The organism is Lactobacillus sp. C449L (genome assembly GCF_059900815.1).
Window position 1 is genome coordinate 1 of sequence record NZ_JBWXGA010000225.1, and the last position, 455, is coordinate 455.

Annotated in this window: 1 pseudogene; it reads left to right on the forward strand. The window is 70.1% G+C overall.

Annotated features, from left to right (window positions below):
- Positions 1 to 455: pseudogene (locus AC2JF9_RS09145) on the forward strand (glucose-6-phosphate dehydrogenase); the annotation flags it as partial.

Below are 455 nucleotides of genomic sequence, written 5' to 3' on the forward strand. Positions count from 1 at the left end.
TCGCCACCGCGCGCAGCGACCATGACGACGATGGCTTCCGCGCGGCGGCGCTGGCGGCGCTGAAGCGCTTCGTGGATGCCGGCTTCCTCAGGGACGATGTCGCGGCGAGCTTCCTCCAGCGGCTGACCTATGTGCCGCTCGACGCGTCCGACGCCACGCAGTTCGCCAGGCTCCAGGCGGCCGCGGGCGGGCAGGCCAACCTCGCCATCTTCCTGTCGACCGCGCCGTCGCTGTTCCGCGCGACGATCGCCGGCCTCGCCTCGGCCGGGCTGTCGGCCGGCAACGTCCGCCTGGCGCTCGAAAAGCCGCTGGGCACCGACCTCGCCTCCAGCCGCGAGATCAACGACGCGGTCCGCGAGGTCTTCGAGGAGCGGCAGATCTTCCGCATCGACCATTATCTCGGCAAGGAGACGGTGCAGAACCTGCTGGCGCTCCGTTTCGGCAACCTGATGTTC